Source organism: Marmoricola sp. URHA0025 HA25 (assembly GCF_054059435.1).
The window spans coordinates 259,466-285,305 of record NZ_JBSSCD010000001.1 but is presented as its reverse complement, the minus strand read 5'-3'; the positions used below and the strand labels follow the sequence as shown (position 1 = coordinate 285,305).

At 71.9% G+C, this 25,840-nt stretch carries 26 protein-coding genes and 1 pseudogene; 9 read left to right on the top strand and 18 right to left on the bottom strand.

The features are described 5' to 3' along the window. Nucleotides 1–4: 4 nt before the first annotated feature. Nucleotides 5–1,594: a 2-succinyl-5-enolpyruvyl-6-hydroxy-3-cyclohexene-1-carboxylic-acid synthase gene (menD, locus tag ACVW00_RS01285; RefSeq protein ID WP_457109094.1), complete on the bottom strand. Its 1,590-nt coding sequence runs from the start codon at nucleotides 1,592–1,594 to the stop codon at nucleotides 5–7. 91 nt (nucleotides 1,595–1,685) lie between these two features. Here menD and ACVW00_RS01280 point away from each other — a divergent pair, with 91 nt between their 5' ends. From ACVW00_RS01280 to ACVW00_RS01270, 3 genes and pseudogenes are all read left to right on the top strand, one after another. Continuing rightward, nucleotides 1,686–2,042 (top strand): ArsR/SmtB family transcription factor, encoded by a 357-nt coding sequence (locus ACVW00_RS01280; RefSeq protein ID WP_457109093.1) that lies wholly within the window; start codon nucleotides 1,686–1,688, stop codon nucleotides 2,040–2,042. Next, nucleotides 2,039–2,242, top strand: a pseudogene (locus ACVW00_RS01275) (hypothetical protein); the annotation flags it as partial. The gene ACVW00_RS01280 and the pseudogene ACVW00_RS01275, both read left to right, overlap by 4 nt. Further along, a complete protein-coding gene (locus ACVW00_RS01270) occupies nucleotides 2,154–2,555 on the top strand; it encodes an SRPBCC domain-containing protein (protein ID WP_457109092.1) in 402 nt (133 codons plus the stop codon). The pseudogene ACVW00_RS01275 and the gene ACVW00_RS01270, both read left to right, overlap by 89 nt. Before the next feature lie 18 nt (nucleotides 2,556–2,573). Here ACVW00_RS01270 and ACVW00_RS01265 read toward each other — a convergent pair whose 3' ends face one another. Next, the gene (locus ACVW00_RS01265) at nucleotides 2,574–3,509 is read right to left on the bottom strand and encodes an o-succinylbenzoate synthase (RefSeq protein WP_457109091.1); all 936 of its coding nucleotides are present in this window, start codon (nucleotides 3,507–3,509) and stop codon (nucleotides 2,574–2,576) included. Next, nucleotides 3,502–4,539, bottom strand: coding sequence for an AMP-binding protein (locus tag ACVW00_RS01260; protein WP_457109090.1), 1,038 nt, complete (start codon nucleotides 4,537–4,539; stop codon nucleotides 3,502–3,504). The genes ACVW00_RS01265 and ACVW00_RS01260 overlap by 8 nt, the downstream gene beginning before the upstream one ends. A 34-nt stretch (nucleotides 4,540–4,573) precedes the next feature. Here ACVW00_RS01260 and ACVW00_RS01255 point away from each other — a divergent pair, with 34 nt between their 5' ends. Beyond that, nucleotides 4,574–5,449 carry a 1,4-dihydroxy-2-naphthoate polyprenyltransferase gene (locus ACVW00_RS01255; RefSeq protein ID WP_457109089.1) on the top strand — a complete coding sequence of 292 codons (876 nt, stop codon included), beginning with the start codon at nucleotides 4,574–4,576 and terminating at the stop codon, nucleotides 5,447–5,449. 72 nt (nucleotides 5,450–5,521) lie between these two features. Here ACVW00_RS01255 and ACVW00_RS01250 read toward each other — a convergent pair whose 3' ends face one another. Both ACVW00_RS01250 and ACVW00_RS01245 read right to left on the bottom strand, forming a co-directional pair. Further along, on the bottom strand, nucleotides 5,522–7,219 hold the full coding sequence (locus ACVW00_RS01250) for an aminotransferase class V-fold PLP-dependent enzyme (RefSeq protein WP_457109088.1): 1,698 nt from the start codon (nucleotides 7,217–7,219) through the stop codon (nucleotides 5,522–5,524). A gap of 22 nt (nucleotides 7,220–7,241) precedes the next feature. Then, on the bottom strand, nucleotides 7,242–7,508 hold the full coding sequence (locus ACVW00_RS01245) for a DUF4229 domain-containing protein (protein WP_457109087.1): 267 nt from the start codon (nucleotides 7,506–7,508) through the stop codon (nucleotides 7,242–7,244). Between the two features lie 23 nt (nucleotides 7,509–7,531). On the opposite strand from ACVW00_RS01245, the gene ACVW00_RS01240 reads away from it, so the two are divergent. Continuing rightward, complete coding sequence (locus ACVW00_RS01240) at nucleotides 7,532–7,795, top strand: hypothetical protein (protein ID WP_457109086.1); 264 nt, start codon at nucleotides 7,532–7,534, stop codon at nucleotides 7,793–7,795. A gap of 55 nt (nucleotides 7,796–7,850) precedes the next feature. After that, nucleotides 7,851–8,345, top strand: a complete 495-nt coding sequence (locus ACVW00_RS01235; RefSeq protein ID WP_457109085.1) for a glutathione peroxidase — start codon at nucleotides 7,851–7,853, stop codon at nucleotides 8,343–8,345. 66 nt (nucleotides 8,346–8,411) lie between these two features. Here the strand turns inward: ACVW00_RS01235 and ccsB are convergent, their stop codons facing one another. The 6 genes from ccsB to hemL are packed head-to-tail and all read right to left on the bottom strand — an operon-like array spanning nucleotide 8,412 to nucleotide 14,432. Further along, nucleotides 8,412–9,395 (bottom strand): c-type cytochrome biogenesis protein CcsB, encoded by a 984-nt coding sequence (gene ccsB, locus ACVW00_RS01230; protein ID WP_457109084.1) that lies wholly within the window; start codon nucleotides 9,393–9,395, stop codon nucleotides 8,412–8,414. Next, nucleotides 9,392–11,071 carry a cytochrome c biogenesis protein ResB gene (gene resB, locus ACVW00_RS01225; protein WP_457109083.1) on the bottom strand — a complete coding sequence of 560 codons (1,680 nt, stop codon included), beginning with the start codon at nucleotides 11,069–11,071 and terminating at the stop codon, nucleotides 9,392–9,394. Before resB ends, ccsB begins: the two co-directional genes overlap by 4 nt. Continuing rightward, nucleotides 11,071–11,847 (bottom strand): cytochrome c biogenesis CcdA family protein, encoded by a 777-nt coding sequence (locus ACVW00_RS01220; protein WP_457109082.1) that lies wholly within the window; start codon nucleotides 11,845–11,847, stop codon nucleotides 11,071–11,073. Before ACVW00_RS01220 ends, resB begins: the two co-directional genes overlap by 1 nt. After that, nucleotides 11,844–12,410 (bottom strand): TlpA disulfide reductase family protein, encoded by a 567-nt coding sequence (locus ACVW00_RS01215; RefSeq protein ID WP_457109081.1) that lies wholly within the window; start codon nucleotides 12,408–12,410, stop codon nucleotides 11,844–11,846. The genes ACVW00_RS01220 and ACVW00_RS01215 overlap by 4 nt, the downstream gene beginning before the upstream one ends. A 1-nt stretch (nucleotide 12,411) precedes the next feature. Next, a complete protein-coding gene (locus tag ACVW00_RS01210) occupies nucleotides 12,412–13,131 on the bottom strand; it encodes a histidine phosphatase family protein (RefSeq protein ID WP_457109080.1) in 720 nt (239 codons plus the stop codon). Then, nucleotides 13,128–14,432 (bottom strand): glutamate-1-semialdehyde 2,1-aminomutase, encoded by a 1,305-nt coding sequence (hemL, locus tag ACVW00_RS01205; RefSeq protein ID WP_457109079.1) that lies wholly within the window; start codon nucleotides 14,430–14,432, stop codon nucleotides 13,128–13,130. The genes ACVW00_RS01210 and hemL overlap by 4 nt, the downstream gene beginning before the upstream one ends. Before the next feature lie 283 nt (nucleotides 14,433–14,715). On the opposite strand from hemL, the gene ACVW00_RS01200 reads away from it, so the two are divergent. Beyond that, complete coding sequence (locus ACVW00_RS01200; protein WP_457109078.1) at nucleotides 14,716–15,999, top strand: lytic transglycosylase domain-containing protein; 1,284 nt, start codon at nucleotides 14,716–14,718, stop codon at nucleotides 15,997–15,999. Between the two features lie 105 nt (nucleotides 16,000–16,104). On the opposite strand, the gene hemB is transcribed toward ACVW00_RS01200, so the two are convergent. From hemB to ACVW00_RS01165, 7 genes are all read right to left on the bottom strand, one after another. Further along, nucleotides 16,105–17,082, bottom strand: a complete 978-nt coding sequence (hemB, locus tag ACVW00_RS01195; protein ID WP_457109077.1) for a porphobilinogen synthase — start codon at nucleotides 17,080–17,082, stop codon at nucleotides 16,105–16,107. A gap of 4 nt (nucleotides 17,083–17,086) precedes the next feature. Next, nucleotides 17,087–18,793 (bottom strand): uroporphyrinogen-III synthase, encoded by a 1,707-nt coding sequence (locus tag ACVW00_RS01190; RefSeq protein WP_457109076.1) that lies wholly within the window; start codon nucleotides 18,791–18,793, stop codon nucleotides 17,087–17,089. Nucleotides 18,794–18,834: 41 nt separating this feature from the next. Next, nucleotides 18,835–19,794 carry a hydroxymethylbilane synthase gene (hemC, locus tag ACVW00_RS01185; protein WP_457109075.1) on the bottom strand — a complete coding sequence of 320 codons (960 nt, stop codon included), beginning with the start codon at nucleotides 19,792–19,794 and terminating at the stop codon, nucleotides 18,835–18,837. After that, the gene (locus ACVW00_RS01180) at nucleotides 19,791–21,080 is read right to left on the bottom strand and encodes a glutamyl-tRNA reductase (protein ID WP_457109074.1); all 1,290 of its coding nucleotides are present in this window, start codon (nucleotides 21,078–21,080) and stop codon (nucleotides 19,791–19,793) included. The genes hemC and ACVW00_RS01180 overlap by 4 nt, the downstream gene beginning before the upstream one ends. After that, nucleotides 21,077–21,757 carry a redox-sensing transcriptional repressor Rex gene (locus ACVW00_RS01175; protein WP_457109073.1) on the bottom strand — a complete coding sequence of 227 codons (681 nt, stop codon included), beginning with the start codon at nucleotides 21,755–21,757 and terminating at the stop codon, nucleotides 21,077–21,079. Before ACVW00_RS01175 ends, ACVW00_RS01180 begins: the two co-directional genes overlap by 4 nt. 156 nt (nucleotides 21,758–21,913) lie before the next feature. Continuing rightward, nucleotides 21,914–22,156 (bottom strand): glutaredoxin family protein, encoded by a 243-nt coding sequence (locus tag ACVW00_RS01170; protein WP_457109072.1) that lies wholly within the window; start codon nucleotides 22,154–22,156, stop codon nucleotides 21,914–21,916. Between the two features lie 10 nt (nucleotides 22,157–22,166). Then, on the bottom strand, nucleotides 22,167–23,762 hold the full coding sequence (locus ACVW00_RS01165) for a class I adenylate-forming enzyme family protein (protein ID WP_457109071.1): 1,596 nt from the start codon (nucleotides 23,760–23,762) through the stop codon (nucleotides 22,167–22,169). A 151-nt stretch (nucleotides 23,763–23,913) separates the two neighbouring features. Between ACVW00_RS01165 and ACVW00_RS01160 the strand changes: the two genes are divergently transcribed. Beyond that, complete coding sequence (locus ACVW00_RS01160) at nucleotides 23,914–24,801, top strand: HAD family hydrolase (protein ID WP_457109070.1); 888 nt, start codon at nucleotides 23,914–23,916, stop codon at nucleotides 24,799–24,801. Between the two features lie 157 nt (nucleotides 24,802–24,958). Then, nucleotides 24,959–25,783 carry a sigma-70 family RNA polymerase sigma factor gene (locus ACVW00_RS01155; protein ID WP_457109069.1) on the top strand — a complete coding sequence of 275 codons (825 nt, stop codon included), beginning with the start codon at nucleotides 24,959–24,961 and terminating at the stop codon, nucleotides 25,781–25,783. The last annotated feature ends 57 nt before the right edge of the window (nucleotides 25,784–25,840 follow it).

The window sequence follows — 25,840 nt, the reverse complement described above, 5'->3', positions numbered from 1 at the left end:
GAGGCTAGATGCTCCCGGCTGCGAGCGCCCGGATCCGCTCGTCGAGGGCACGACGGTTGTCACGGCGTACGACGGCCTCGACGACCTCGATGCCGCCGTTCGGGTTCGCCAGCGCGTGCTCGAGCTCGGCCCGGTCGTGCACCCGCCAGTGCGGCACCCGAAGTCCGGTGCACACGGTCGCGAGATCGACGTCGTGCGGCGTGCCGAAGAGCTTGTCGAACGCCGGCGCGTGCTCGGCGGCGCCCTGCTCGAGGGTCGCGAAGATCGAGCCGCCGTTGTCGTTGGCCACCACGACGGTGAGGTCCGGCCGGGCCTCGTCGGGACCGATCACCAGGCCGGTCAGGTCGTGGAGGAACGTCACGTCGCCGACGTAGGCGAGTGCCCTGCTGGTGTGCGGCCGGCCGAGAGCCGCCCCGATCGCCGACGACAGGGTGCCGTCGATGCCGGCGAGTCCGCGGTTCGCGATCAGCAGCCGGCGCTCGCCCACCGGATAGGGCTTCGCCATCAGGTCGAGGTCGCGGATCGGGTTGCTCGCGCCGACGTGCAGCAGGCCGCCCGCGGGGACCGCGGCGTTGACGGCAGCCGCGACGTCGTACGGGGTGAGCTCGGGCTCGGCAGCCACGAGCGCGTCGAGCCGCTCGGAGACATCCAGGTCGGCGTCGAGCCAGGCGTCGAGCCAGGCCGGGTCGTCCGGACCGTCGACCTCGACCTCGTCGTACTCGTGCCGCACGCGGTGGGGTCGCTCGGCCCAGCGCCCACGCGCACGCACCGAGACCACCTCGACGTCGTCGCGGGCGAGGAGCCGCTGGACCGGCCGGGACAGGGTCGGGTGCCCGGCGACGACCACTCGCTCGATCCGGTCGGCCAGGGGGGTCCCGAGCAGGAGGCGGTAGCAGCGGATCACGCTGTCCCCGTTCCGCGAGCCGCTGGTCGGCTCGGCGAGCAGCGGCCAGCGTGCGCGCTCCGCGAGGATCCGGATGCGCGGACCGCTGTCGTCGCCGGCGACGACCACCGTGCGCGGGCCCGGCGCCAAGGTGCCGAGGTGGCTCGAGCTGCCGTGGTGACTGACCGCGTCGTCAGGTGCGGTGATTGCGCTGCGAGAGGTGGGCACCAGCGGCTCGTCGAGCTGGACGTTCCAGTGAACGGGTCCGTCGAGCGGCTCGGCGTCGACCGGGATGCCGGCCACCGTCTTGATGTCGTGGCACTCCGCCGCCTCGCCGAACAGGCGCACCTGGTCGGTCGTCTGGTTCGCGATCGTGCCGCGCAGCCGCGCGGGCCGGTCGGCGGTCACCACCACGAGCGGCAGCCCGCTGTGGGCCGCTTCCAGGACGGCGGGGTGCAGGTTCGCCGCAGCGGTGCCCGACGTGGTGACGACAGCGGCCGGTCGGTGCGACGACCGGGCGATGCCGAGGGCCAGGAACGCAGCGGTGCGCTCGTCGATCCGGGTGTGCAGCGAGAGTGCGCCGGCCTGCGCGGCGTCGTACAGGGCGAAGGAGAGCGGTGCGTTGCGGGAGCCCGGCGCGAGCACCACGTGCCGTACGCCGGCGCGCAGGAGCGACTCGACGACGGCACCGGCCAGCTCGGCAGAGGTCACGAGGACTGATCCTGCACTACGCACCTACGGCGCACGCTCCGTCGGACGTATGTACCTTGTCAGTTACGTAACTATGTGGTTACATGCCTTCATGGATGCCGTCCTGCACGCACTGGCCGACGAGAGCCGGCGCACGATGCTCGCGGTGCTCCGTGACCACCCCGCCACCGTCAGCGAGCTCGCCGAGCAGCTGCCGATCTCCCGTCCCGGCGTGTCCCGCCACCTCCGAGTCCTCCGCGAGGCGGGCCTCGTGGAGGTCGAGCGGGAGGCGCAGTGGCGGATCTACCGGCTCAGGTCCGAGCCGATCGCCGAGCTCGACGCCTGGCTGGGGGACTACCGGGCGCTGTGGGAGCAGCGGATGGACGCACTGCACACGGAGGTCGCCCGCGGGCGACGCCGTCCGAAGACCGATCAGCAGAAGACCGACCCACGAAGGAGCAACCGATGAGCAGCACGACCGACAGCACGCCCGAGGCCACCCGACGACTCGGCACCCTGCGCGCCCTCGACGACCGTGTCGGTGCGGTGCGGATGGAGGACGTCTACGACACCGGCCCCGATGACCTCTGGTCGGCACTCGTGGACCCCGCGCGGCTGGCGCGCTGGCTGGGAGAGTTCACCGGCGACCTCAGCCTCGGTGGCGAATTCCAGGCGCGCTTCACCAGCTCGTGGACCGGGCCGGGTCGCGTGGAGGTCTGCGAGCCGCCCCCGTCGGCTGCTGGTCAGGCTCGAGCCGGGCTCGGAGGACGAGACCGAGGTCGAGGCAATCCTGACCCCGGCCGGAGAGCGCACCCGACTCGTCCTCGAGGAGCGCGGCCTCCCGCTCGGCGTGCTGCCCGCGCACGGCGCGGGATGGCAGGCGCACGTCGAGGACCTGGGGGCGCACCTCGCCGGGCGTCCGACGGCCGACTGGAAGACACGCTGGACCGAGCTCCGCCCGCTGTACGACGAGCAGGGCTGAGCTGCTCGAGGCCGCGCGCTAGAGACCGGCGAGCCGCTGCGCCCAGTGGGCGACCCGGTCGGGAGCGGCCGCCCACCGGTCGAGGAGGTCGGGCACCACGTCCGGCCGCCGGACGGTGAGCGCGCCGTCGACCGGCAGCATCGACTCCGCGACGACGTCACCGGCGAGCAGCTGCACCGTCGCGAGCCCGCACGCGTGCCGGAGCTCCGGCAGCGCCGCGGCGAGCGCGACGCCGGCGGCGATGCCGATGCTGGTCTCGAGTGCGCTGCTGACCACCACCGGCAGGCCGATGTCCTCGGCGATCCGCAAGCAGGCGCGGACGCCGCCGAGCGGCTGCACCTTGAGCACCGCGATGTCGGCCGCGTCGAGGTCACGCACCCGGTAGGGGTCCTCGGCGCCGCGGATCGACTCGTCGGCCGCGATCGGGACGGAGACCCTGCGCCGGACCGCGGCGAGGTCCTCGACCGTGGCGACCGGCTGCTCGACGTACTCCAGGCCGCCGGCGGACCGGTCTAGTACCGGGATGGCGGCGACTGCGTCGTCGACCGACCACCCGCCGTTGGCATCGATCCGGACCAGGCCGTCGGGACCGAGGACGTCACGGACCGCTTCGAGGCGGGCCTGGTCGTCGGCCAGCCGCTGACCGGGCTCGCAGACCTTCACCTTGGCGGTCCGGCAGCCGCGCGACGCGAGCACGATCTCCCGGGCGCGTGCGGGGTCGCAGGCAGGCACGGTGACGTTGACCGGGATCTCGTCGCGCAACGGCTCCGGCCAGCCGTCCTCCGCGGCCTCGCGGGCGGCCGCCAGCCAGGGTCGTGCCGTGGCGGCGTCGTACTCGAGGAAGGGGCTCAACTCCCCCCACCCGGCGTCGCCGCGCAGCAGGACCCCCTCGCGGACGTCGATGCCGCGGAACCGTGTGGTCAGCGGGATCGAGTACACGTGCGGCTCAGGCACCGAGGGCCAGCCTCTTCATCGCCTCGCGGTCAGGCTTGCCGTTGGCGAGCAGCGGCAGCTCCTCGACGAGCACGAGCTGGCGTGGCGCCCACTCCCGCGGCTCGACCTCGTCGCGCACGCCGCTCAGGCTGATCGGGTCACGTGCGGCCGCAACCGCGACGACGCGCTCACCCCACTCCGGGTCGGGAACACCGACGACCTCGACGGCGCGCACGGCCGGAAGCCGCGCCACCATCGCCGCGACCGCCTGGGCCGGCACCTTCACGCCGCCACTGATGATCACGTCGTCGAGCCGGCCATCGATCCGCAGCCGCCCGTCCCGGGCCCAGTGCCCGAGGTCGTTCGTCAGCAGCCAGCCGTCGCGGAATGCGGCGGCCGTGCGCTCGGGCTCGCCTTCGTAGCCGTCGAACAGGACAGGCCCGCGCAGCAGCACGTGGCCGTGGTCGTCGATCCGCACCTCCACGCCGTCGAACGGCACCCCGTCGTAGACACACCCGCCGCAGGTCTCGGACATGCCGTACGTCTGGATGACCCGGACTCCGCCGTCCTCCAGCTCGCGGCGGACACTCCCGTCCAGGGGTCCCCCACCGACGAGCACGCGATCGAAGCGGGCGAGCGCGGGGAAGTCGGAGCCGTCGGACCAGTCACGGAGGATGCGGACGGCCTGGGTCGGGACCAGCGAGACGTAGGCTCGCCCGGCACTGATCCGCTCGCGCACGGAGAAGTAGTCGTCCGCGGCTCCGAACACGACGGGCTCGGTTCCGGCCACCACCGACCGGTAGAGCACCTGGACGCCGGCGACGTACGTCGGGGGCAGGTTGAGCACCCACTGGCCCGGCCCGCCGAGTCGCTCCTGGGTGGCCAGGGCCGAGGCACGCATCGCGTCGCGCGAGAGGAGCACCCGCTTCGGACGGCCGGTCGAACCCGAGGTCTCGATGACCAGGGGGCGCGGGCTGTCCGCGGCGTCCCAGTCGCGGAGCAGGGCGAGGATGCCCTCGGCGTCGCCGGACACCGGCCACAGGCTGGTCACCGTCCCGAGGCTAGTGCCTGACAGAATCCCGGCCATGGCGACGGCGGCACAGTGGATCGAGGGCGCGCGACCGAGGACGTTGCCGGCGGCGGTCGCGCCGGTGCTCGCAGGCACCGGCGTCGCGGCGTGGACCCACCACCAGGTCTGGTGGAAGGCCGCACTGGCACTCGTGGTCTCGCTGCTGCTGCAGGTCGGGGTCAACTACGCCAACGACTACTCCGACGGCATCCGCGGCACCGACGACGCCCGCGTCGGGCCGCTGCGGCTGGTGGGCTCGCGGGTCGCGACGCCCGGCGCGGTGAAGACCGCCGCCTTCGTCGCCTTCGGGCTCGCCGCCGTGGTCGGGCTCGTGCTCGCCGCGACCACCGCGTGGTGGCTGGTCGCGGTCGGCGCGGTCTCCATCCTGGCCGCCTGGTACTACACCGGCGGGAAGAAGCCCTACGGCTACCTCGGGCTCGGCGAGGTGATGGTTTTCGTGTTCTTCGGCCTGGTCGCGGTCCTCGGCACCGTCTACGTCCAGGTGAAGGACCTGCCCGGCAGCGCCTGGGCGCCGGCGGTGGGTGTCGGCGCCCTGGCCTGCGCGATCCTGGTGGCCAACAACCTCCGCGACATCCCCACCGACAGAGAGTCGGGCAAGCACACCCTCGCCGTCCGGCTGGGCGACCGCGGCACCCGCAGGCTCTACAGTACCCTGAACACGCTTGCCTTCGCGGCGCTCGCGGGACTGTGCGCAGCCACGTCGTGGTGGGCGGCGCTCGGCTTCCTCGGCTTCTTGCCCCTCCTTCGCGCCGAGCTCCTGGTGATCCGCAAGGCCGCCGGCCGCGACCTGATCCCGGTCCTCCAGCTCACCGGACTCGGCGAGCTCGTCTACGCCGCCGGGATCTTCGCCGGCCTCCTCGCAGCTCGTTGAGTTGGGGGTCCCTGACCGTTGAGTTGGGGAAGAATTTCCCCATTCAGTGGTCAGGCTCGCCCAACTCGACGATCAGTCGACGCAGCGGGCCGGGAGCTCGAACCAGCGGAGCTGCTCGAAGTCGGCCGAGACGCCGGCCGGGGGCTCGTCGGCGGCCGGGGTGGCGGCGAGCATGATCTCCTCGCCCTGCTTGAGGTAGTCCGACAGCGCCGACTCCGGCGCCCGGTCGTCGTGGTGCGGGTGGACCATGTCGCCGTCGGCCGAGTAGGAGATCTGCGTCAGCCGCAGCGGCGGCTCGACTAGCCCGTCGCGGTGGTGCCACAGCCCGCGCGCGACGTCGAAGCGGTAGTCGCCGAGCAGCCGCCAGCCGTGCCGCGCGACCAGCCGGACCGCGTCGACGACGTACTCGAAAGTCGTGTCGCTGATGAAGTAGTTGAAGTTCACGCGGACCCAGCCCGGCTTGATGCCCTCGCAGCCCGACGCGATCTCGTGCTCGTACTCGTGGCTGCGGTCGAGGTCGATGCCGAGCAGCCGGTGCCCGTACGGGCCGGCGCAGGAACAGCCGCCACGAGCCTGGATCCCGAAGAGGTCGTTGAGCAGCGTCACCACGAAGTTGTGGTGCAGGTGGCGGCCGCCGGTGAGCTGCTGCGGCGCGCGCACCACGAAAGACACGATCGAGAGCCGCTCGGCGGCGAGGTTGCCGAGGATCTCGATGGTCGGCTCCTCCTGCCAGGCCGCGACCGCGCGGTGCAGGTAGTGCTCCTCGTGCGCACGGATCACGTCGATGCCGACGGCGTCCTTGAGCTGGAAGACCAGGCCCGCCCGGATCGCCTCGACGATCGCCGGGGTGCCGCCCTCCTCCCGCTGCACGGGGTCGTCGAGGTAGCGGTGCTCGAGAGGGTTCACGTACGCGACGGTGCCGCCGGCCGGCACGTCGGGCACCCGGTTGGTCAGCAGCGAGCGGCGTACGACGAGGACGCCGGGCGTCGACGGACCGCCGATCAGCTTGTGGGGACTGAGGAACATGGCGTCGATGCCGTCGGTCGACAGCTCCACGTAGGGCGCGGCGGCGGCGAAGTCCCAGAAGGCGAGCGCCCCGTGCCGGTGGAGCAGCGCCGAGATGCCGGAGACGTCACTGAGGATGCCGGTCACGTTGGAGGCGGCCGAGAACGAGCCGATCAGCAGCGGCCGGACGGCGTACCGCTGCAGCTCGGCGTCGAGGAAGGCGAGATCGACGTGACCGTCGGCGTCCTGCGGGCACACGACCACGTCGGCGATGGACTCGCGCCAGGGCAGCTCGTTGGAGTGGTGCTCGAACGGACCGATGAAGACCACCGGGCGCTGGTCGGCCGGGATGTGCGCCGACAGTCCGTGCCGGTCCTCGAGCGCCGACGGGATCCGCAGGCCGAGGATGCCGACCAGCTTGTCGATCGCGCCGGTGCTGCCCGAGCCGGCGAAGATCACCGCCACGTCCGGGTCCCCCCCGACCGCCTCGTGGATGATCCGGCGCGCGTCCTCGCGCAGGCGGGTGGTCTGCAGGCCGGTGCCGCTCGACTCGGTGTGGGTGTTGGCGTAGCGCGGCAGCACCTGGGTGCGGACGAAGTCCTCGAGGAAGCCGACCGCACGACCCGAGGCGGTGTAGTCGGCGTACGTCACGCGGCGCGGCCCGAACGGCCCGACCATCACCTGGTCGTCACCGATCACGGACTCGCGGATCCGGCGCAGGAGAGGGGTCTCGACGAGCCGGTCCGCTGGCTTCCCAGCTCCCATGTCCCGACCCTAGACCTGCCTGCTAGTCGACGTCCTCGCGGGAGCGGATCTCCTCGAGCTTGGCACGCGCCCGGATCGCCCGCGCCTCGACACTCTCCGCGAAGCGCTCACGGGGACCGGCCAGGAGCCTCAGCGACAGCACCGAGGAGATCACCGCCGCGACGATCAGGCTGGCGAGCCAGACGCCCGGGCTCTGGCCGAACAGCAGGACCGTGATCGTGCTCAGCACCGCGGCCACCGCGATGAACAGCGCGAACCGCAGGACGGTGTAGACCACGAAGTGCTTCACGGCCGCAAGGATAGTCTGGAGGGGTGATCCGGGTCGTCGTGTGGCTGCTGCTCCTCGCGGCAGTCCTGTACGCCGTCTTCTGGGCCATCGACCGGCGCGACCGGTTCGGCGGGTCAGGGGGCAGCGGGCCCGGGGGCAGCGGGCCCGGCCGCGGTGACAAGCCGCGCGCACCCAAGCCGCCTCCGCGCGCGCCCCGTGGCCCGGTCGGACCCGACGACGACGAGGCGTTCCTGCGCGACCTCGAGCGCCGGCGACGGCGGGAACAAGGCGACCAGCCTCCCGGTTGACCCCAGACCGACACTCGGGCCGATCAGCGCGCCCGACCGCGACACGAGGAGCCCCATGCCGACCCTGAGCGACTTCAGTGCCACCACCCTCGACGGCCGTGAGCAGGACCTCGCCGACTACCGCGGCAAGGTGGTCCTCGTGGTCAACACCGCCTCCCAGTGCGGCCTGACCCCGCAGTTCGAGGGGCTGGAGTCGCTCTACGAGAAGTACGTCGACGAGGGCCTGGTCGTCCTCGGCTTCCCCTGCAACCAGTTCGCCGGGCAGGAGCCGGGCACGGCCGACGAGATCGGCGCCTTCTGCCAGAAGAACTACGGGGTGAGCTTCCCGATGTTCGACAAGATCGAGGTCAACGGCGACAACACCCACCCGCTCTACCGCTGGCTGCGCACCGAGAAGGGCGGCATGCTCGGCGACGCGATCAAGTGGAACTTCACCAAGTTCCTGGTGGGTCGTGACGGCCAGGTGGTCAAGCGCTACGCGCCGACGACCGAGCCGGAGAAGATCGCCGGCGACATCGAGGACGCGCTGGCGACCACGGCCAACAGCTGAGCGCGCGGCTCACCACATCTCGACACGCTCGGTCACCGACGATCTGATCCGCTGGCGCGTCTCAGATCAGGCGTAGGAGTGCATGCTCCCGCTGCCGAAGAAGAAGTTGATGCCCACGAAGTTGAACCAGAGGGTCGCCAGGCCGATCAGCGCGACGATGGCCGCGGCCCGGCCCTTCCAGCCGGCCGTGGCGCGGGCGTGCAGGTACGCGGCGTACACGACCCAGGTGATGAAGGCCCACACCTCCTTCGGGTCCCAGCCCCAGTAGCGACCCCACGCGTGCTGGGCCCAGATGGGCCCGGCGATCAGCGCGGCGAAGGTCCACACCGGGAACGCGAACGCTTGGGTGCGGTAGGCCATCCGGTCGAGGCCGGCGAGGTCGGGGATCCGCGAGAGGTAGCCGCCCTCGCGGGTGTTCGGCCACCGCTCCTTGACCAGGTAGAGCGCGGAGCACATCCCGCCGAGGGTGAACGCGCCCGTCGCGATGATCGCGGCGATCACGTGGATCACCAGCCACGGTGACTGCAGGGCGTCGCGCAGCGGGACGACGGGCGTGTAGAGCAGGAGCACGTCGATCATCAGCGTGACCAGCACGAACCCCGTCACCACCGGCGAAAGCCAGGCCAGCGCGAACCTGCGGTACAGCAGCAGGTAGCCGAGGGTGACCACCAGCGTCGCGGTGAGCGTGAACTCGTACATGTTGCCCCACGGCACCCGCACCGGGTCGGCGGCCAGGCCGCGCGAGACCACCGCGACCAGCTGCACCCCCGCCGCGACCACGGTGAGCACGACGCCGTAGCGCGCCCAGCGCTCGACCCGCTCGGGGTCGACGTCGGTGTGCTCGAGGACGTCGACGCCGCCGGCGTTCATCTGCGCCGCCTCGACGTGTTCCGCGCTTTCATGTGCGCCGCCTCGGCGGTTGTCGGAGGTGGTGGGAACGGAGCGGGCCGCCGACCACTCGACGAGGTGGGCGAGCAGCGCGAGGAAGTAGGCGACCGCGCAGACGGCCACCGCCTGGTTGCTCAGCAGCTCGAACTGGTCGTGGCTCACAGCCCCTCCTTGTCGGGCACAGTCTTCAGCCTCGCGGTGATCTCGTCGATCTCGCCGGCGAGGTCGCCGCCGGCCGAGCGGTCGAGGCCGGCGACCTCGACGAGGGTACGCCCGCCCGCACTCTCGTCACGGCGTACCTTCACCCAGAGCCGGCGCGGCCGGATGAACAGCGAGCCGAGCAGGCCCACGAGGGCGAGCACGACGCCGGCGAGCGCGATCGAGTCGCCCGGGCTGTGGCTCACCTGCAGCTTCACGAACCGGCTCATCCCGTCGAAGGTGATCGAGCCGAGCCCGTCCGGGAGGGCCACCGTCTGGTTGAGCATCAGGTCGACGCGCAGCGGCTTGCCGTCGGCCTTCTCGAGCGGGGTGAGGCCCTTCTTGTCCAGGGCGTACACCGACTGCGGCACACCGCTGTCCAGACCGAGGTCGCCCTGGTAGGCGAGCATCGACAGCGCGGGGTTCTTCGCGTCGGGGAACGCCGAGAAGGGGCCGGTGGCGTCGGTGAACGCGTACGTCGGGTAGAGCTCGCCCTCGAAGCCCAGCTGCGTCGGCCCGTTCGGCCCGCGGGCGTCGGGCACCTTCACCACGCCGAAGGACTTGAAGGTGCTGTCCTCGGGCAGGAAGACGACTGGACCGGAGTAGGCGACCTTGCCGGTGCCGTCGCGCACAGTGACGTGCGGGGCGTAGCCGTGGCTGATGAGGTAGACCTTCGTCCCGTCGATCGACAACGGGTGGTTCACCGAGATCCGGGTGTGCCGGACCGCTGCGGTGGGGCTCGTCCGGTAGTCCAGGCCCGCGGAGAACTTGTGCGCCATCCCGGCCTCGCGGCCCTCGGTGATGAACGTGACGTCGAAGTCGGTGACCGTGAAGTCGAACGGGGCCAGGTCGGCGGGCCGGAACAGGCCGCCGGGCCGGAAGTCGTCGTACTGGCTCAGGGAGTTGGCGAAGCCGTTGCCGGTCACCACGATCACGCCACCCTTGAAGCCGAACAGGGAGCCGCCCGCGAACCCGACCAGCACGACGAGGATCGCGAGGTGGAAGAGCAGGTTGCCGGCTTCGCGGACCTTGCCGCGCTCCGCCGAGACGGACGCCCCGAGTGAGTCCGTCGAAACCTCCGTGCGGTAGCCGCGCAGTGCGGTGCGCGCCCGCTCGAGTACGACCTCGGGCGCCTCGCCGGTCTCGAACGTGCGGTGCTCGGGCAGCCGCGCGAGGTTGCGCGGCGCGGCCGGCGGCCGGGCGCGGAACGCCTTCCAGTAGACGCGGGTGCGCGGCAGGATGCAGCCCACCAGCGAGACCATCAGCAGCAGGTAGATCGCCGAGAACCACACCGAGTTGTAGACCGAGAACAGTCCCAGCCGGTCGTAGATCGGTGCGAGCGTGCCGTGCTTCTGGCGCCACTGCGCAGCCGTCACCGAGTCGACCGCCTGCTGCGGCACGACCGAGCCGGGCACCGCCGCGAGGGCCAGCAGGAAGAGCAGGATCAGCGCGGTCCGCATCGAGGTGAGCTGCCGCCACGCCCAGCGCAGGAACTCCACCGGCGCGAGCGGCGGCGCGCCCGGAGCCTCCGGTGCGCTGGTCAGCCGCTCGGCCGCCTCCCCGGTGGTCGAGCCCTCCCCGGTGGTCGCGCCCTCCCCGGTGGTCGAGCCCTCCCCGGTGGTCGAGCCTGTCGAGACCATCAGACGCCCGCCGTGTAGCCGGGGAAGAACCAGTTCCGCAGCTCGCCGACGAGGACGTCCCACCACCCGGTGACCAGCAGGACGCCGACCGCGATCAGCATCAGGCCGCCCACGCGAGTGACCCACTGCTGGTGGCGGCGTACCCAGCCGATCGTGCCGAGCATGCGGCGGTAGGCGAGGGCGGCGACCACGAAGGGCACGCCGAGCCCGAGGCAGTAGACGAAGCTGAGGAGAGCACCGCGCTCGGCACTGGCCTCGTTGACCGAGAGCGCGGTGATCGCGCTGAGCGTCGGCCCGATGCACGGCGTCCAGCCCAGGCCGAACAGCACGCCCAGCAGGGGCGCCGCGGCGAGGCCGACGGAGGGCACCTTGTGCACTCGCCAGTCACGCTGCAGCCACGGCAGCGCGCCGAGGAACGCGATGCCCACGAGGATCGTGAAGACGCCCAGCGCGATCGTGATCTGGTCCTGGTAGGTGAACAGCCACTCGCCCACCGCCCCGAAGAGGGCGCCGAACGAGACGAAGACGAACGAGAACCCCAGGACGAAGAGGAGCGAGCCCGCCAGCATCCGTCCGCGGCGAGCCGTGCTGAGGTCGGCCCCGGAGAGGCCGGTCGTGTAGGAGAGGTAGCCCGGCAGAAGCGGCACGACGCACGGGCTGAAGAAGGACACCAGCCCGGCGACCATCGCGACCGGCACCGCGAGCAGCAGTGATCCGTCGAGCGCGGTGTCGTGGAACCACGACCCGAGGTCCTGCACGACGACCAGGCCGGTCACTTCGACACCTCGTCGACGAGGTCGACCAGCGTCGTCTTGCTGGTGACCTCGCCCAGGACGCTCGCGGCGACCCGGCCGTCCTGGTCGATGACCACGGTGCTCGGGATGGCGTTCGGGCTCAGCGTGCCGTGGAAGGCGAGCAGGTTCCTGCCGCTCGGGTCGTAGATCGACGGGTAGGGCACGTCGTAGGTGCGCTCGAAGGCGCGCGCGTTCTCCTTGCTCGAGTCGCGGCTGTTGATCCCGAGGAACACGACGCCCTTGGGCGCGAGCTCCTTCGCGGCGGCTGCCAGGTCGTCGGCCTCGGCGCGGCAGGGCGGGCACCAGGCGCCCCAGACGTTGACGACGACCACCTTGCCGGCGTACGACGAGAGCGAGAGCTGCTGGCCGTCCAAGGTCTCGCCGCTGACCTCACCGGGGGTCTTGCGCTTCGCGACCGGGAGCACGGTGATCACCCCCTCGCCGTCGATGTAGCCCTTGTCCCCCGTGCCGCCGACGTTGCTGCAGCCGCTCACGGACGCGACCACTGCCGCGAGCAGGGCAGGGACCAGCAGCCGGCGGCTCATCTCAGCGGTCGGCGTCCGGGTCGGCGAGATCCGGGTCGGAGCCGGGCTGGGTGGCGAGGTCGTTCGGCTCCTCGAAGCCGGTGCCCGCGGAGAACGCGGCCTTGCGCTGCGCCAGCGGGATCATGTCGCCGGCCGGCTCGGAATAGCCGATCGTGGTGAGCCGATCGCCGTCGAACTCCAGCGACGTGACGCTGCACAGCGTGCACTGGCGCTTGCGCGGGTCGTGGAAGTAGCGACGACCCTCGGCGCGGAGCCTGCAGATCCAGATCGGCAGCTGGTGGGAGACGATCAGGGCCTCGTGGCCTTCCGCGGCCTCACGGGCGTCCTCGACGGCCGACCACATCCGGTCCGCCACCTGGCGGTACGGCTCGCCCCACGAGGGCCGGAACGGGTTCACGAGGTGTGGCCAGATCGACGGCTTGCGCAGCAGGCTCCTGCCGACCGTGAACGGCTTGCCCTCGAAGATGTTGGTCGACTCGATGACCCGCTCGTCGATGACGGGCACGACGCCGCGCACCTTCGCGAGCGGCGCCGCCGTCTGCTGCGCACGCTCCAGCGGCGAGGAGACGATGTGGGTGATGTCGCGGTCCCCGATGGTCGCGGCGACGCGCTCGGCCATCGCGTGACCGCGGTCGGAGAGCCCGAAGCCGGGCGCACGGCCGTACAGGATGCCCTGGGGGTTGTAGACCTCGCCGTGGCGGAGCAGGTGGACGACGGTCACGACGCCGCTCCCGCTGCTCGAGCCGCCGCCGGGAGTGCGTCGAGGACGTGCTGCACGGCCCGGTCGTCGTGCGCCGAGGAGCAGAACCAGGCCTCGAACGCGCTCGGCGGGAGGTAGACCCCCTGGTCGAGCATCGCGTGGAAGAACGCCTTGAAGGCGCCGGTGTCCTGGCCGGCCGCCGTGGCGTAGTCCGGCACCGAGGCCGCCTCGGTGAAGAAGACACTGAACATGTTCCCGTTCGCCTGCACCAGGTGCGGCACGCCGGCCTCGGAGAGCGCCTTCGTCGCCGCGCTCGCGATCGTGCCGGCGACCTCGTCGACGCGGGCATAGACCTCGTCGGTCGCCAGCCGCAGCGTGGTCACGCCGGCCGCGGTGGCGATCGGGTTCCCCGACAGCGTGCCGGCCTGGTAGACCGGGCCCTCCGGAGAGAGCATCGCCATCACGTCGGCCCGGCCGCCGAAGGCCGCAGCCGGGAAGCCGCCCCCCATCACCTTGCCGAAGGTCATCAGGTCAGGGGTCCAGCCCTCGACCGCCCCGTCGAGGCCCCACTGGCCGCTGCGGGACACCCGGAAGCCGGTCATCACCTCGTCGCTGACGAACAGGGCACCGTGGCGCCGGCAGGTCTCGGCAAGGAAGGCGTTGAAGCCAGCAGCGGGCGGCACCACGCCCATGTTGCCGGGCGAGGCCTCGGTGATCAGGCACGCGATCCGGTCACCGTGCTCGGCGAACGCCGCGTCGACGGCAGCCCGGTCGTTGTAGGGCAGCACGATCGTCTCCGCCGCGGACGCCTGGGTCACCCCCGGCGTCGTGCTGACCGCGAAGGTGGCCAGTCCCGACCCCGCGCTGGCGAGCAACGAGTCGACGTGGCCGTGGTAGCACCCGGCGAACTTGACCACCACGTCGCGGCCGGTGAAGCCGCGAGCCAGCCGGATCGCCGACATCGTCGCCTCGGTGCCCGAGCTCACCAGCCGGACCCGCTCGACCGGCGTCCGCGCGACGATCTCCTCGGCGAGCTCGACCTCGGTGGCCGTCGGCGTCCCGTACGACGTACCCCGGGCGATCGCCTCGCCCACGGCCGACAGCACCTCGGGGTGCGCGTGCCCGAGCAGCATCGGCCCCCAGGAGCACACCAGGTCGACGTACTCGTTGCCGTCGACGTCGCGCAGCCAGGCGCCGGCGCCCGACGCCATGAACCGCGGCGTCCCGCCGACCGCGGCGAAGGCGCGCACCGGCGAGTTCACGCCGCCGGGGGTGACGGCACGGGCGCGGGCGAACCACGCGTCGGACTGGGGATGGGGCACCCGGGCATTCTCCCCGACCGCGGAAGGGCCACCAATTCGGCGTCTCGGCCCTGCTCGGGGGCGGGTCTGAGATTCCGATACACAGTTCCGGTAACACATCTCGCAGAATTCGCGCCATAATCTTCGCTCCGGTACGTCTCATCGACGCGGCACCCCGTCGGCGGGTCTCACAGGGAGATTCAGTGGTTGGCCCGGCGTGACCCCAGCGAGGGATACTCGTTGGAAGGGGTGTCGTCCGATTTAGGTGAATCGGACCGATTACTGATCAGGGGAGATTTCAGGGATGTCCGCAAAGCTCAAGGGTCGCAAGAGCAAGGCTGCCTCGCTCGTCCCGCTCGCGCTGCTGTCGGCCGCGTGGACGGCGAGCATCGCGGGAGCCGACAGCGTCGCGTCCGCGGCCAAGAACCACAGCCACGGCCTCCCCGACGGCAGCGCGGTCCCTGGCCAGGCGATCAAGGCCCCCGCGAGCGTGCCGATCCCCGGCGCGATCGCACCCGCTGTCCCTGACGGTGCCGCCGACGCGGTCGTCGCCGGCGCGTCCACCAGCGGCATCCCCTCGGCTGCGCTCTCGGCCTACCAGCGTGCCGCCCAGATCATCGACGCCGCCGACACCACCTGCAAGGTCCCGTGGGAGCTGATCGCGGCCATCGGCCGGGTCGAGTCCAACCACGGCCAGTACGCCGGCAACACGCTCAACAGCGACGGCGTGAGCGAGCCGGGCGTCTTCGGCCCCGAGCTCAACGGCAAGAACGGCACCCAGGCGATCGCGGACACCGACGGTGGCCAGCTCGACCAGGACCCGCTCTACGACCGCGCAGTCGGACCGATGCAGTTCATCCCCTCGACCTGGTCGTCGGTGAAGGTCGACGCCGACGGCGACGGCCAGCGCAACCCGCAGGACATCGACGACGCCTCGCTGGCCTCGGCGGTCTACCTCTGCTCCGGCGACGACGACCTCGGCACCCGCGCGGGCCAGGAGGCCTCGGTCTTCCGCTACAACCACAGCAAGGCGTACGTCGACCTGGTGCTGCGGATCATGGAGGCCTACAGCCAGGGCGACTACACCGCGATCCCCTCGGGCACCTACGGCGGCACGATCTTCTCCCCCAGCGCCGCCTCGACGATCAAGTCCCGCCACCACGCCGCGCAGCAGCACGCGTCGACGGCGACCGGCACCACCAGCTCGTCCACGGGCTCGACCGGCACGACCGGCGGGACGGGCGGCAGCACCGGCGGCACGCCGGGCACGCCCGGCACCCCCGGGACCGGCGGCGCCACCGACCCGATCACGCAGGCCGCACAGGGGCTCACCTCGACGCTGACCGACGCCACCACGGTGATCACCCAGCCGGTGGTCAACACGCTCTCGACGCTCACGGAGGCGACCGGCTTCTGCAGCGGCCAGCTGAGCTTCGTGCCTGATCTCCTCAAGAGCACCACCGTGAGCCTCTGCGCGCCGCGGGTCCAGGGCAAGACGGAGGCCGACGCTGCCGCGTTGATCCCGAACGCGCTCTGCGGCACCAACGGCGTGCTCGCCTGGCTCGGCATCAACTCGCTGCTCTGCTGACCGGTTCAGCCGAGAAGCCCCTGGCCGTCTGGCCGGGGGCTTTCTTCGTTGCGGCTGATCCTTCGCGCGCCCGACCCGACGCCCGCCCGACCGGCCGTGCGGGGACTACCGGCTGAGCAGCCCGGCAGCCTCGAGCGCCCAGTAGGTGAGCACGATGTCGGCGCCCGCGCGCCGGATCGAGGTGAGCGTCTCCAGGATGGCCGGCTCGCGGTCGATCCAGCCGTTGGCGGCGGCGGCCTCGACCATGGCGTACTCACCGGACACGTTGTACGCCGCGACCGGCACGTCGACGGCCCTCCGGACGGCGCTGAGCACGTCGAGGTAGCCCAGCGCGGGCTTGACCATCACGATGTCGGCGCCTTCGGCGACGTCGAGCCGCGCTTCGCGGACGCCCTCGAGCCCGTTGGCGGGGTCCTGCTGGTAGGTCCGGCGGTCGCCCTGGAGCGAGGAGTCGACCGCCTCGCGGAACGGGCCGAAGAACGAGGAGGCGTACTTCGCGGAGTAGGCCAGGATGCCGGTGCCGGTGTGGTGCTCGGCGTCCAGGGCGTGGCGGACCGTCCCGACCTGGCCGTCCATCATGCCGCTCGGCGCCACCAGGTCGACACCGGCGGCAGCCTGGGCGACCGCCATCGCGGCGTACACCTCGAGGGTGCGGTCGTTGTCGACGTTGCCGTCGGGGTCCAGCACGCCGCAGTGCCCGTGGTCGGTGAACTCGTCGAGGCACAGGTCGGACATCACGGTCAACTCGTCGCCGACCTCCGCGACCACGTCGGTGATCGCGAGGTTGAGGATGCCGTGCGGATCGGTGGCGCCCGAGCCGACCGCGTCCTTGTGCTCGGGCAGGCCGAAGAGCATCACCCCGCCGAGCCCGGCCGCGACCGCCTCGGCGGCGGCCTTCTTGAGGGTCTCGCGGGTGTGCTGGACGACGCCGGGCATCGAGCTGATCGGCCTGGGCTCGGTGGCTCCCTCGCGGACGAAGAGCGGCAGCACCAGCTGGTGCGGTCGCACGTCGGTCTCCGCGACCAGCCGGCGCAGCGCAGGAGTGCGCCGCAGCCGGCGGGGACGGATGTCGGGGAACGCCATCGGACTACTTCGAGCTCGCCCGGCGCCGACCGGCGGCGCGTCGCTCGGACGGACGCGTGACCGGCTGCCCTGCCTCCAGCATCGACGCACGTCGCGTCGCACCGAAGTCGGCGAGAGCGTCGGCCAGCTCCTCGGCCGACGGGTTCGGCGCCAGCACGTCGACGCGCAGACCGTGCTCCTCGGCGGTCTTCGCCGTCGCGGGCCCGATCACCGCGATGATCGTCGACACGTGCGGCTTGCCGGCGATGCCGACCAGGTTGCGCACGGTCGAGGACGAGGTGAACACGACCGCGTCGAACTTGCCCGACTTGATCGCCTCGCGCGTCGGCGCCGGCGGCGGGGCCGCCCGCACCGTGCGGTAGGCGGTCACGTCGTCGACCTCCCAGCCGAGCTCCCCGAGGCCGGCGACCAGCGTCTCGGTGGCGATGTCCGCACGCGGCAGGAAGACCCGGTTGATCGGGTCCAGCACGTCGTCGTACGGCGGCCAGTCGTCGAGGAGGCCGCGAGCGGACTGCTCGCCCGACGGCACCAGGTCGGCCCGCAGGCCCCAGTCGAGCAGCGAGGCGGCGGTCTTCTCGCCGACGGCGGCGATCTTGAGGCCGGAGAAGGCCCGCGCGTCGAGGCCGTACTCCTCGAACTTCTCGCGGACCGCGCGCACGGCGTTCACCGAGGTGAAGGCGATCCACTCGTAGCGGCCCTCGACCAGGCCGCGGACGGCCTTGTCCATCTGCTGCGGGTTGCGCGGGGGCTCGACGGAGATCGTGGGCACCTCCTCCGGCTCGGCGCCGTAACCGCGCAGCCGTGCGGAGAGAGAACCGGCCTGCTCCTTGGTCCGCGGCACCAGGACGCGCCAGCCGAACAGCGGCTTGGTCTCGAACCAGGACAGCTCGTCGCGCAGGTCCACCACCGGGCCGACCACGGTCACCGCGGGCGCCTCCATCTTCGCCGCGCGCACGTCGGCGGCGATGCTGCCGAGGGTCGAGACGAGCGTGCGCTGGGTGGTGACGGTGCCGGTGCGGGTCATCGACACCGAGGTGTCGGCGGACCGGCCGGCCGCGACGAGCTCACGGGCGATGTCGCCGATGCTCGCGACCGCCGAGAGCAGCACGAGGGTGGGCCTGTCGGCGTACGCCGACCAGTCGATCGCCGCACCGCTGCACGAGACGACGGTGACGTCGCGGTGGTTCTTGGTTGTCAGCGGGATGCCGGCGTAGGCCGGGACGGCCGTGACCGAGGAGACACCCGGGACGATCTCGAAGCCGACACCGGCCTTGGCGCAGGCCTGCGCCTCCTCGGGCCCGGACGCGTAGAGGAACGGGTCGCCGGCCATCAGGCGCACCACGCGCTTGCCGGTCCGGGCCTGACGCGTGACGACCTTGGCCCGGGACGCGTGGGTGAGCGGCTGTCCGTCCTCGCCGAAGCCGCCGTCGACGAAGACCGGGCCCGGCGGAGGTGTCGCCTCGGGCTGCTCCCCGATCTCGTCGGCGGGGTCCTCGACCTCGACCGGGGCGGGCAGGCCGAGCACGCCGCGCACGAGGGCCTCGTGCTCCGGCAGCTCGGTCACCACGATCTCGGCCTGCCGGAGGAGCTCGACGGCGCGGAGCGTCAGCAGGTCCGGGTCGCCGGGTCCGGCGCCCACGAAGGACACCCACCGGGTCGGCCGGCGGGTTCCGGTCGAGGCGCTGGTCGTGCTGGTTGCGGACTTGGTCACTGTTGCCTTCTTGCTAGCGGGGGCGGGGTCAGGACTGGCGTTCACGGTGTTGCTGCTGCGTTGTCGGGGTCGCGGGTGATCAGGTCGTGGGCCCCGTCGGCGACCATCTCGGCCGCAAGCGCCTTGCCGACGCCGACGGGATCGTCGGAGGGGCCGGAGCCGGAACGGCGTACCGAGAGAGCGCCGTCGGGGGACAGCGCCACGGCGCGGATCCAGAGCTCCTCGCCGTCGTCGCCCTCGACCACCTCGGCGAGCGCGCCGACGGGCGCCGCGCAGCCTGCTTCGAGCTCGGCGAGCACGACGCGCTCGCACTCGACGGCCGTCCGGGTGTGCGGGTCGTCGAGCGCCCGCGCGACCAGCGCGACCAGCTCGGCGTCGGCGGACCGGCACTCGACGGCCAGAGCGCCCTGGCCCGGAGCCGGCAGCACCTGGATCGGGTCGAGCACCTCGGTGACCTCGTCGAGCCGGCCCAGTCGGGCGAGCCCTGCGCGGGCGAGCACGACGGCGTCCAGCTCGCCGGCCCGCACCTTCGCGATCCGGGTGTCCACGTTGCCGCGTACGCCGACCAGCTCGATGCCCAGCCCGAGCGCCTCGATCTGGGCGACCCGGCGGGGCGACCCGGTGCCGACGCGGCTGTCGGCGGGCAGCTCTCCGAGGGTCAGCCCATCACGGGCGACCACGACGTCGCGCGGGTCCTCGCGGGCCGGCACCGCGGCCAGCGCGATGCCGTCGGCAGGTGTCGTCGGCAGGTCCTTGAGCGAGTGCACGGCCAGGTCGATCCGGCCGTCGAGCAGGGCCTCACGGAGCGCGTTCACGAACACGCCGGTGCCGCCGAGGCTGGCCAGCGGTGCCGTGGTCACGTCGCCCTCGGTGCGCACGGGCACGAGCGTGACCTCGCGGCCGGTGCGCTCGGAGAGCAGCTCGGCCACGAGCCGGCTCTGGGTGCGCGCGAGCTCGGAGGCACGGGTGCCCAGTCGCAGCGGTCCGGCGGCGGTCGTCATACGCCCTCCACCCTGGTGACCGCGTCGACGGCCTCGGGGTCGAGCGCGAACAGCTCGGCGAGCGCGGTCGCGTAGGAGACCGCGCCGCTCTCATTCGCGAGCTCCTTGACCCTGACCGTGGGCTGGTGGAGGAGCTTGTCGGCGACCCGGCGCACGGTGAGCTCGATCTCGGCACGGGCTGCGTCGTCGAGCTCGGGCAGCCGGCCGGCGAGCCGCTCCAGCTCTGCGTCGACGACGCCGGTGGCCATCGTGCGCAGCGCGACGACCGTCGGCGTGACGCTCGCGGACCGGCGGGCTGCGAGGAAGGCGCTGAGCTCCTCGGCCACGATCGTGCGGACCTCGGCCACCTCGGCGCGCTCGCTGTTGCCGTCGAGGTCGGCGGCCAGCACCTCGAGGTTGATCAGCTTGACCCCGGGCTCGTCGCCGACGGCCGGCTCCACGTCGCGCGGCAGCGCGAGGTCGACCACCGCGAGCCGGTCGGTGCTCGTGCGGGCGTCACGGAGGGCCTCCACGTCCAGCACCACGCCGGTGGCACCGGTGCAGGAGATGACCACGTCGACCGAGCCGAGCTCGGCGGGCGCGTCGGCGAGGGCCACCGCACGGCCGCCGTACTGCTCCGCGAGCCGGGCGGCGTTGCGCGGCGTCCGGTTCGCGACCACGATCGAGGAGGCGCCGGCGCGGGCCAGCGTGGAGACCGCCAGGGAGGCCATCGCGCCCGCCCCGAGCACGAGCGCGCGCAGGTGGTCGGTGTGGCCGAGGTGCGCGGTGGCCTCGTCGAGCGCCGCGGCGACCAGCGACGGGCCGGCACGGTCGATGTCGGTCTCCGCGTGCGCCCGCTTGCCCACCCGCAGCGCCTGCTGGAACAGCGAGTTGAGCGCCGGTCCGACGCTGCCGGACTCCTGGCCCAGACGCAGCGCGTCGCGGGTCTGGCCGAGGATCTGGCTCTCGCCGACGACCATCGACTCCAGCCCGGACGCGACGTGGAAGAGGTGCGAGACGGCTGCGTCGTCGTAGTGCACGTAGAGGTGCGGCACGAGCAGGTCGTCGACGTCGGCGCTGGTGGCCAGGATCAGCCGGGAGATCGCCTCGACGCTGCCGTGGAACCGGTCGACCTCGGCGTACACCTCGATCCGGTTGCAGGTCGAGAGCACCGTCGCCTCGACGACGTGGTCGAGGTCGAAGGCGTCGTGGATCAGCTTCAGCGCACCCTCGGGGTCGCGCGCCACCTGCTCGAGCACCGCCACCGGTGCCGAGTTGTGCGACATCCCCACCACCAACACACTCATGCGACGACCCCCGGATCGAGGGTCGGGTCGGGTGTGGCCGGAGCCGACTTGCGCTGCTCGTGGTAGGCGAGGATCTGCAGCTCGCTGGACAGGTCGACCATGCGCACGTCGACACCGGACGGCACCGTCAGCACCGTCGGAGCGAAGTTCAGGATGCTCCGGATGCCGGCCGCGACCATGTGGTCGCACACCGACTGCGCGGCCGCTGCGGGTGTGGCGATCACGCCGATGGCCACGCCGTGCTCGCGCACGATCGCGGAGAGCTCGGTGAAGGGCCGGATCTTCAGGCCGGCGACCAGCTCACCCTGGCGCGCGTCGTCGGCGTCGAGCAGCGCCACGGTGCTGAACCCGCGCGAGGTGAAGCCCGAGTAGTTCGCCAGCGCGTGCCCGAGGTTGCCGATCCCCACGATCACGACCGGCCAGTCCTGGGTGAGGCCGATCTCGCGGGCGATCTGGTAGCGCAGGTACTCCACGTCGTAGCCGACGCCGCGGGTGCCGTAGGAGCCGAGGTGGGAGAGGTCCTTGCGCAGCTTGGCGCTGTTCACGCCCGCGGCGGAGGCCAGCTCCTCGCTCGAGCACGTGCGGGTGTCACCCTCGAGCAGCGAATTGAGCGCCCGGAGGTACACCGGCAGGCGCGCGACGGTCGCCTCGGGGATGCGCGTAGGGCTCACGGTCAACTCTCCAGCAGCACGCCCCCGGCCCCGGTGAGAGGCCCGTCTCGAAAGCGTGCAGCCCAATCACCATAAGAGTTTGTGAACGTGGGAACAAACTGAGTCCGGCCCGCGGCCCGGACCTGCTAGCACAGCTGAGACATTCCCCACCCGGCGGGGTCCTCACCGAGTGGCGAGCGCCGCCCGCAGCCGGCGCTCGTCGACCCGCCAGAAGTCGTGCTGTGCGCCGTCGACCAGGGTGACCGGGATCTGCTCGCCGTAGCGCCGCTGCAGCGCGGGGTCGGCGGTGATGTCGACCTCCTGGTACGACGTACCGAGCTCGGCGCAGACCCGGGCGATCACCTCACGGGCGTCGTCGCACAGGTGGCACCCTGGCTTGGCGTAGAGGGTGACCCGTGCCGTCATGCGGGCGCTGTCATGACTCCAGCAGGCCCAGGGCACGACGCCGCTCGGTGGCGCGCAGCCGGCCCTTCTGGACCTTGCCGGTGCCGGTCGAGGGGAGCTCCTGGGTGACGTGGATGGTGCGCGGCTGCTTGAAGCCGGCCAGCCGGTTCGCGCAGTGCGCGCGTACCTGCTCCACCAGCTGGTCGGGCTCCACCTCGCCGGCGGGCCGCACGTAGGCGACCACCGCCTCGCCGGTCACCTCGTCCTCGACGCCGATCACCGCCACCTGGGCGACCGACTCGAGCTCGTTGATCACGTCCTCGACCTCGCTCGGATAGACGTTGAACCCCGAGACGATCACCACGTCCTTGATCCGGTCGACCAGGAACAGGTCGCCGTCCTCGTCGAGGTAGCCGACGTCGCCGGTGCGCCACCAGCCGTCGGCGTCGGGGCCGTCGGTCCGGTCGGGCCAGTAGCCCGAGAAGAGGTTGTCGCCCCTGACCAGGATCTCGCCGGCGTCGTCCTCCTCAGGCTGGTGCCCGTGCTCGTCCACCAGCCGGAGCTCGATGCCCGGCAGCGGGGCGCCGACGGAGCGGGGGTTCGGCACCTTGCTGCACAGCGCGGAGGTCACGACGGGGGCCGCCTCCGTGAGGCCGTAGCCCTGGTGGATGGCCAGGCCGGTGCGCTCGGTGAAGGCCGTGGTGAGGTCCGGCGACAGCGGCGCCGAGCCGCTCAGGATCATCCGCACGGGCCCGAGCCGCTCCTCGAGCCCGGGCACCTGCATCCAGTAGGCGAAGACGGGCGGGGCGACCGGCAGCACCGAGATCGCCTCGTCCTCGATGATGTCCAGCGTCCCTTCGGGGTCGAAGCCGTCGACCAGCACGAGGCGCCCGTGCTGGCGCACCACCTGCCCGAGCACCGCGTTGAGGCCGTAGACGTGGAACAGCGGCAGCACCCCGAGCACGACGTCGCGCCCGGTGATCATCGGCGGGTCCACGGCCGAGGCCTGCTCGATGTTGGCCAGCAGGGCACGGTGACTCAGCATCGCTGCTCGGGGGCGGCCGGACGTGCCACTGGTGTAGAGCAGCACCGCGAGCGACTCCGGGTCGGTCTCGCCGGGGATCGGCTCACCCGAGCGGGCGACCAGCTCGTCCCAGGTGCGCTCGCCCTCGCTGCGCTCCTCGGCGGCCGGCGTGTCGATGCAGACGATGCGCGGCGGTGTCGCCGCCTCCTCGCCGCTGGCCTCGAGCGCCTCGCGGACGCCGACGACCGCGGCGCGAACCGTGCCGATCGTGGTCGGGTCGGCCACCACCATCCGGGCACCCGAGTCCACGAGCATCCGCACCACCTCGCCGGTGGCGCTGCGCGGGTTGATCGGGACGGCGACCATCCGGGCACGCAGCACGCCGTAGTACGTCGCGACGAACTCGATCCGGTTGGTCGCGGCGATCATCACCCGGTAGCCGGCGACCATGCCCGCGCTGGAGAGTCCCTGGGCGACCCGATCGGCGAGGTCGTCGAGTGCCGCCCACGTGACCGTGCGTCCGGTTGCTGCCTCCGAGAGGGCGATCCGCTCCGGCTCGGCAACGGCTGCGGTGGCCAGGAGATCGGCGACATTGGTCCCCATCCGGGGAGTCTCCCACACGCGATTGAGCCGAGAGACGGAGAGCACCGCAACGCTTCACCGCGGTGTTTCTGCGTCCGAGGCGATTGAGTGTGTTGAGGAGCGAAGCGACGAACATACGGCTGCAGGCCGCGTGCCGCTTAGGGTTGGGGACGTGACGCCCCCAGTCGGCCACGGTCGCAGGCCCGTGAACCTCAAGCGCCGTTCCCGCCTGGCCGGAGAGGCTGCGGCAGCTGCGGCCGAGGTCGAGAGTAGCCTGTCGGTGGAGGCCGACACCACCTCGGCGGCCTTCTTCGACGTCGACAACACGGTGATGCAGGGCGCGTCGATCTTCCACCTCGCGAAGGGCCTGCACCGGAGGAAGTTCTTCACGACGCGCGACATCCTCGGGGCCGCCTGGAAGCAGGCGTACTTCCGCCTCGTCGGTGTCGAGGACCCCGAGCACGTCGCCGAAGCCCGCTCGGCAGCGCTGGCGTTCATCGCCGGGCACACGGTCGAGGAGCTCGAGTCGCTGGGCGAGGAGATCTTCGACGAGGCGATGGCGCACCGGATCTGGCCGGGCACCCGGGCGCTCGCGCAGCTGCACCTCGACCAGGGACAGCGGGTCTGGCTGGTGACCGCCGCCCCGATCGAGATCGCCAGCATCATCGCGAGGCGCCTCGGACTCACCGGGGCCCTCGGCACCGTCGCCGAGCACCTCAACGGCGTCTACACCGGGCACCTGGTCGGCGAGATGCTCCACGGTCCTGCCAAGGGCGAGGCGGTCCTGGCGCTGGCGGAGCGGGAAGGCCTCGACCTGTCCCGCTGCTCGGCGTACTCGGACTCCTACAACGACCTGCCGATGCTCACGCTCGTCGGTGACCCCTGCGCGATCAACCCGGACGCCAAGCTGCGTGCGCATGCGCGCGCCAACGGCTGGCGGATCCGCGACTACCGCACCGGCCGCCGGGCTGCCCGGGCCGGGGTCCTGGGTGCAGCCGTCGCCGGTGCCGCGGTGGGCAGCCTGGCGGCCGGTACGGCGATCCGCCGGCGTCTGCGCTAGCCGACCCCGATCCACAGGGAACCAGAACCAATTCCGGAACCGCACTCCGGGCATTTCGGGCAAGTGACGTAATCCGCAATCGGTTCCCAAGACAGCACGGTTCCGCATATCCTGATCGCTCGACACCTGGCGGGGGGCCGGGGAGGGAGATCAAGGGATGGGCGGCAGACGTGCTCGAGCACGTGGTCTGGACGCGCTCCGTCATGCCCTGAACGACCTTCTCACCGCGCCAGCCCTCGCCACGGTCTCCGGGCCCGCGTCCCCGTGGTGGCTGCACAGCGACACCATCCTCACCAGCGCCTCGACCGTCTCCGGGCAGCGCCGTCGCCACAGCCACGCCGACGGCAAGTCCGCCACCCCGCCGCCGGGTGGTCACCACAACGAGCACGGCGACGCCGACCTGGCCGCCTCCTCCGCCGAGGACGCCGCCGTCGCGAGCCGGCTGATCGCGCTCGTCGAGCTCGCCCGCAACGGCGACAAGGACGCGTTCGGCCAGCTCTACGACCACTACCAGCCCTCGGTCTACCGCTTCCTCTACTACCGCGTCGGCTCGATGACGCTCGCCGAGGACCTCACCGCCGAGACCTTCTTCCGGGCGCTGCGGAGCATGCACTCCTTCCGCTGGCAGGGCAAGGACTTCGGCGCCTGGCTGATGACGATCGCGCGCAACCTCACCGCCGACCACTTCAAGGCCGGCCGCACGCGGCTCGAGCAGACCACCGAGGACATGCAGACCCTCGACTCGACCTCCGAGGGCCCTGAGATCGAGGTGCTCTCCTCGCTGACCAACGAGTCGCTCCTCAAGGCGCTCGGCGAGCTGCCCACCGAGCAGCGCGAGTGCCTGATCATGCGGTTCCTCCAGGGCCTCTCGATCGCCGAGACGGCCGAGATCCTCGGGCGCAGCAGTGGCGCCGTCAAGCAGCTCCAGCTGCGCGGCGTACGCAACCTGGCGAAGCTGATCCCCCCTGGGGAGCGTGAATGATGAACGACATCGTCGTGACCTCACGCATAACTCCGGACCACCTCGGCTCGTTGGTCA

Bases quoted from the DNA above. Each gene is read 5' to 3' on its own strand.
- ACVW00_RS01215 (WP_457109081.1), bottom strand. From the start codon at position 12,410: ATGAGCCGCCGGCTGCTGGTCCCTGCCCTGCTCGCGGCAGTGGTCGCG.
- ACVW00_RS01200 (WP_457109078.1), top strand. From the start codon at position 14,716: ATGTCCGCAAAGCTCAAGGGTCGCAAGAGCAAGGCTGCCTCGCTCGTC.
- hemB (WP_457109077.1), bottom strand. From the start codon at position 17,082: ATGGCGTTCCCCGACATCCGTCCCCGCCGGCTGCGGCGCACTCCTGCG.
- ACVW00_RS01155 (WP_457109069.1), top strand. From the start codon at position 24,959: ATGGGCGGCAGACGTGCTCGAGCACGTGGTCTGGACGCGCTCCGTCAT.
- resB (WP_457109083.1), bottom strand. From the start codon at position 11,071: ATGGTCTCGACAGGCTCGACCACCGGGGAGGGCTCGACCACCGGGGAG.
- ACVW00_RS01170 (WP_457109072.1), bottom strand. From the start codon at position 22,156: ATGACGGCACGGGTCACCCTCTACGCCAAGCCAGGGTGCCACCTGTGC.
- ACVW00_RS01180 (WP_457109074.1), bottom strand. From the start codon at position 21,080: ATGAGTGTGTTGGTGGTGGGGATGTCGCACAACTCGGCACCGGTGGCG.
- ACVW00_RS01250 (WP_457109088.1), bottom strand. From the start codon at position 7,219: ATGGGAGCTGGGAAGCCAGCGGACCGGCTCGTCGAGACCCCTCTCCTG.
- ACVW00_RS01270 (WP_457109092.1), top strand. From the start codon at position 2,154: ATGACCTCTGGTCGGCACTCGTGGACCCCGCGCGGCTGGCGCGCTGGC.
- ACVW00_RS01255 (WP_457109089.1), top strand. From the start codon at position 4,574: ATGGCGACGGCGGCACAGTGGATCGAGGGCGCGCGACCGAGGACGTTG.
- ACVW00_RS01235 (WP_457109085.1), top strand. From the start codon at position 7,851: ATGCCGACCCTGAGCGACTTCAGTGCCACCACCCTCGACGGCCGTGAG.
- ACVW00_RS01165 (WP_457109071.1), bottom strand. From the start codon at position 23,762: ATGGGGACCAATGTCGCCGATCTCCTGGCCACCGCAGCCGTTGCCGAG.
- ACVW00_RS01280 (WP_457109093.1), top strand. From the start codon at position 1,686: ATGGATGCCGTCCTGCACGCACTGGCCGACGAGAGCCGGCGCACGATG.
- hemC (WP_457109075.1), bottom strand. From the start codon at position 19,794: ATGACGACCGCCGCCGGACCGCTGCGACTGGGCACCCGTGCCTCCGAG.